At 74.1% G+C, this 4,101-nt stretch carries 6 protein-coding genes and 1 pseudogene; all 7 read left to right on the top strand.

All coding sequences use genetic code 11. The features are described 5' to 3' along the window. A pseudogene (locus tag HMPREF3086_RS18775) lies at positions 1–255 on the top strand (cell division protein FtsH); the annotation flags it as partial. Between the two features lie 33 nt (positions 256–288). Then, the gene (gene folE / locus HMPREF3086_RS01460; protein WP_070719781.1) at positions 289–912 is read left to right on the top strand and encodes a GTP cyclohydrolase I FolE; all 624 of its coding nucleotides are present in this window, start codon (positions 289–291) and stop codon (positions 910–912) included. 41 nt (positions 913–953) lie between these two features. Then, entirely contained in the window at positions 954–1,772 is an 819-nt protein-coding gene (folP, locus tag HMPREF3086_RS01455) for a dihydropteroate synthase (RefSeq protein WP_070719785.1), read from the top strand. Continuing rightward, positions 1,772–2,167, top strand: a complete 396-nt coding sequence (gene folB / locus HMPREF3086_RS01450; RefSeq protein ID WP_070719784.1) for a dihydroneopterin aldolase — start codon at positions 1,772–1,774, stop codon at positions 2,165–2,167. The genes folP and folB overlap by 1 nt, the downstream gene beginning before the upstream one ends. After that, entirely contained in the window at positions 2,164–2,694 is a 531-nt protein-coding gene (folK, locus tag HMPREF3086_RS01445) for a 2-amino-4-hydroxy-6-hydroxymethyldihydropteridine diphosphokinase (RefSeq protein WP_070719780.1), read from the top strand. The genes folB and folK overlap by 4 nt, the downstream gene beginning before the upstream one ends. Next, a complete protein-coding gene (locus tag HMPREF3086_RS01440; protein ID WP_070719779.1) occupies positions 2,691–3,167 on the top strand; it encodes a DUF3180 domain-containing protein in 477 nt (158 codons plus the stop codon). The genes folK and HMPREF3086_RS01440 overlap by 4 nt, the downstream gene beginning before the upstream one ends. Positions 3,168–3,289: 122 nt before the next feature. Beyond that, on the top strand, positions 3,290–4,101 hold an 812-nt coding region (locus tag HMPREF3086_RS01435), incomplete at its 3' end, for a DUF6779 domain-containing protein (RefSeq protein ID WP_070719783.1).

The raw sequence follows: 4,101 nt of genomic DNA, 5'->3' as shown, positions 1-4,101 counted from the left end.
GACCGCGGGCCGAGCGGGGCGGAGACCACGCGTCTGCCCGCCGCGCCCGTGAACGGTCGACCCACCGACGGATGGGGCGGCCCCGAGGGCGGCGACCGTCGCGAACACCCCGCCGAGCCGTCGAACCGCGCCTGGTCCCGGGCGGGAGACGGGGAGACGGACGTCGCCCCCGGCTCCGACGTCCCGGGCGGTGGTTCACACCGCCGCGAGGACAAGGACCCCGACTGGCAACCGCCGTGGGAACGTGAGGACTGACCGCCGCGGCCGCTTCGTGCGAGAAGAGGATTGATGACGACCCCTGACCACATACCCCCCGCCGACGCGCGCTCGATGCCCACGGGGGAGGTCTTCGACGCCGCCCGCGCGGAGGCCGCTGTCCGTGAGCTGCTGATCGCCGTCGGCGAGGACCCGGACCGCGAGGGACTGCAGGACACGCCCGCCCGGGTGGCGAGGGCCTACCGCGAGGTGTTCGCCGGCCTGTACACGGACCCCTCCGAGGTGCTCTCCCGCACCTTCGACGAGGACCACCGCGAGCTCGTGTTGGTGCGTGACATCCCCATCTACTCGACGTGCGAGCACCATCTCGTCCCGTTTCACGGGGTCGCCCACATCGGCTACATCCCCGGGCAGTCGGGCGCGGTGACGGGTCTGAGCAAGCTCGCCCGCCTCGTGGACCTCTACGCCAAGCGCCCCCAGGTCCAAGAGCGCCTCACCAGCCAGGTCGCCGACGCGCTGGTCGACAAGCTCGACCCCTCCGGCGTGCTCGTCGTGATCGAGTGCGAGCACCTGTGCATGTCCATGCGCGGGATCCGCAAGGCGGGTGCGGTCACCACGACATCGGCCGTCCGCGGCATCATGCGGTCCAACGCCTCCACCAGGGCGGAGGCACTCGGCCTCCTGCGCGGGACGTGAGCACGCCCGGTCGGCTGCCCCGCCCCGAGTACTGCGCGGTGATGGGGGTCCTCAACGTCACGGCGGATTCCTTCTCCGACGGTGGACGGCATCTGGCGTTCGACGACGCGGTCTCGCACGCCCGGCGGATGGTCGCCGAGGGCGCGGACCTCATCGACATCGGCGGCGAGTCCACCCGGCCCGGCGCGCTGCGGGTCGAGGAGTCCGACGAGGAACAGCGCGTCGTGCCGCTGGTGCGCGAGGTCTCCGGGTTCGCACCGGTCTCGGTGGACACCATGCGTTCCCGGGTCGCCGCCCGCGCGATGGAGGAGGGCGCGGCGATCATCAACGACGTCTCCGGCGGGCTCGCCGATCCCGACATGCTCCGGGTCGTCGCCGAGTACCGGGGATCGGTCATCCTCATGCACTGGGTGTCCCCGGACGAGTACCGGGCCGGTGCCGGTGGACGTGCCGACTACGGCGACGACGTCGTGGGCGCGGTGCGCGACCACCTGGCCCGCAGGGCCGACGCCGCCCTCGCGGCGGGGATCGACGCCGCGGACATCGTCCTCGACCCCGGGCTGGGCTTCGCCAAGAACGGGGAGGACAACTGGGCTCTGCTCCACGGGCTCGACCGGCTCGTCGATCTCGGGTTCCCGGTTCTCGTGGCCGCCTCCCGCAAGCGCTTCCTCGGCTCCCTCCTGCCGGAGCCCGACGGGCGGCCCCGCGCGGTGGCGGGCCGGGACCCGGCGACGGCGGCGATCACCACGCTCTCGGCCGCCGCCGGTGCGTGGGCCGTGCGCGTCCACGAGGTCGCCCCCAGCGCGGACGCGGTGCGGGTCGCCGCCGCGTGGGCGGCCGGACGAGCGGGAGCGCGCTGATGGCCGACCGCATCGAACTCCGCGGACTGAAGGTGCGCGGCAACCACGGGGTCTTCGACCACGAGAAGCGGGACGGCCAGGATTTCCTCGTGGATCTGGTCCTGTGGACCGACTTCACCGCCGCGGCCGCCTCCGACGACCTGGCCGACACGGTCGACTACGGCGCACTCGCGCTGTTCGCGCGCGATGTCGTCGCCGGTCCGTCCTGTGACCTCATCGAGACGGTGGCCTCGCGGATCGCCGACGGCGTCATGGAGATGGCACCCGGCGCCCACGCGGTGGAGGTGACGCTGCACAAGCCGCAGGCCCCCATCCCCGCCGAGTTCGCCGACGTCGCCGTCGTGGCACGGCGCTCGCGCGGCGGCGGGAACCTCCGCGAGCGGGGCGAGCGGTGAGCTGCCGGGCGGTGCTGTCGATCGGCGGGAACCGGGGCGACGCCCTCGGGCTCCTGCGGGGCGTCGCGGACGCCGCGGCCGCCGACGGGATCCTGCGCGCGGCGTCCTCGGTCTACGCCACCCCGCCGTGGGGCGGCGTCGAACAGGACGACTTCCTCAACGCCGCTCTCGTCGTGGAGCATCCCGGCAGTCCGGCCGACGTCCTCGAGTGGGGTTTCGCCCGCGAGCGCGCGGCCGGTCGCACGCGCGAGGTGCGGTGGGGGCCCAGGACCCTGGACGTCGACGTGGTGACGGCAGACGTCGACGGCGAGACCGTGGTCTCCGACGATCCGACCCTCACCCTTCCCCATCCGCGCGCGGCCGAGCGCGCCTTCGTGCTCGTGCCGTGGCTGGAGATCGATCCCGGCGCCCGCCTGGCCGGCGTGCCCGTCACCGACCGCCTCGCGGCGCTCGACCCGGCCGAGGTCTCAGCGGTCCGTCGCCTGGACGTGTCCCTGGCGCCCCGGGGCTGGGAGAGTCCCGCATGACGCGCGTGGCGAAGTCCACCCTCGCGTTGGTGGCGCTCGTCGCGGCGGTGGCCGCCTACGTCCTCGTCGACGCGTTCCTGGGGTCCCTGCCGCCGATCGGCTTCGGCTGGGTGACGCTGCTGGTCGTCGCGGCGGTCGACGTCCTGTTGGCCATCCGCATCCGCGCGGCGATCTCGGACGGCGGCGTCGGGCAGGACCGTAGTCAGATGCACCCGCTCACCATCGCCCGGTGCGCGGCGCTGGGGCAGGCCTCGGCCGTGCTCGGGGCGGTCGCCGGTGGGTTCGGGGTGGGGCTGGTCCTGTTCTTCCTCCCGCGCCTGGGCGAGCTGGCGGCCGCGGCGGCGGAACTCCCCGCGTCTCTCGCCGTCCTGGTGTCCGGGGCGGTCCTCGTGGGTGCCGGCCTGTTCCTGGAGTCGGCGTGTGAGACCCCGCCCGACGACGACGAGAACGGCGGGCTGGGCGAGCCCGCCTGAGCTCGACTCGCGGGACAGGCGGGTGAGATCCCGCCCGACGCCCCGACTCTCGTCGGCCCCGTTGGGGCGGACACGCGCTGGTTACCTGTGTGACCCGTGATTCTCTGAGTATCATGCGGGGCATGAGTTCCGACGGCGCGATGGACAAGCCCCGGTCAGCTCGCCCCGCTCGCGGCGACGATCGCGGACTGGCGAGCATCGCTCTGGGGGTGCTGCTGGTCCTGGCGCTCATCGCCACCGTCGTCATGATCTTCTCCGACAACCCGGTGTGGATGCGGATCGGGACGCTGTCCGCCCTGTGGGCGGCGTTCATCGGGGCCTTCCTCGTGGCGCGCTACCGCAGACAGGCCGCGGCCGAGGCCGCCCGGGTCCGTGACCTGCACACCGTCTACGAGCTGCAGCTCGAGCGCGAGATCTCGGCCCGCCGCGAGCACGAACTGGTCGTGGAGAAGGAACTGCGCGCCAGCGTCCGCGCCGAGACCGAGGACTCGGTGCTCGCGCTGCGTCAGGAGATCGCCGCCCTGCGGGAGCAGCTCACGGCGCTGGGGGTCAGTCTCCCCGAGGACCGCTTCGCCGTGGGCGGCCTCGGCCCCGCCGGGCAGCTCGGCGCGGGCTCGTCCCTGCCGTCCGTCCCGTCGGAGCGGGTCGCGCCCCGCCGTCGTACCCCCGGGATGACGCCGCCGCGCGTCGGCGCGAGGACCTCCGCTGACACGGAGTCGTCCACGGAGAAGACGACCGCCGACCGGCCCGGCCAGTCCGCGCCGTTCACGCGATCGACGCCGTCGGGACGTCCCTCGACGCCGACCGAACCGTCGGTGGCCGGGGTCGCGCCGGATGCCACCCCGAGCACAGAGCGCACCGAGCGGCTCTCCCCGGTCACCGGTCGTGGGGCCGCAGCGGGCGCACCGGCCGGGGAGCCGCGTCGCCCCGCCGT

The organism is Dietzia sp. HMSC21D01 (assembly GCF_001815995.1).
Taxonomy (GTDB): Bacteria; Actinomycetota; Actinomycetes; order Mycobacteriales; family Mycobacteriaceae; genus Dietzia; species Dietzia cinnamea.
The sequence above is the reverse complement of the archived record's forward strand: the minus strand, read 5'-3'. Positions and strand labels throughout refer to the sequence as shown.

Coding starts and splice junctions, on each gene's coding strand:
- folB (WP_070719784.1), top strand. CDS start 1,772: ATGGCCGACCGCATCGAACTCCGCGGACTGAAGGTGCGCGGCAACCAC.
- folP (WP_070719785.1), top strand. CDS start 954: ATGGGGGTCCTCAACGTCACGGCGGATTCCTTCTCCGACGGTGGACGG.
- folE (WP_070719781.1), top strand. CDS start 289: ATGACGACCCCTGACCACATACCCCCCGCCGACGCGCGCTCGATGCCC.
- HMPREF3086_RS01440 (WP_070719779.1), top strand. CDS start 2,691: ATGACGCGCGTGGCGAAGTCCACCCTCGCGTTGGTGGCGCTCGTCGCG.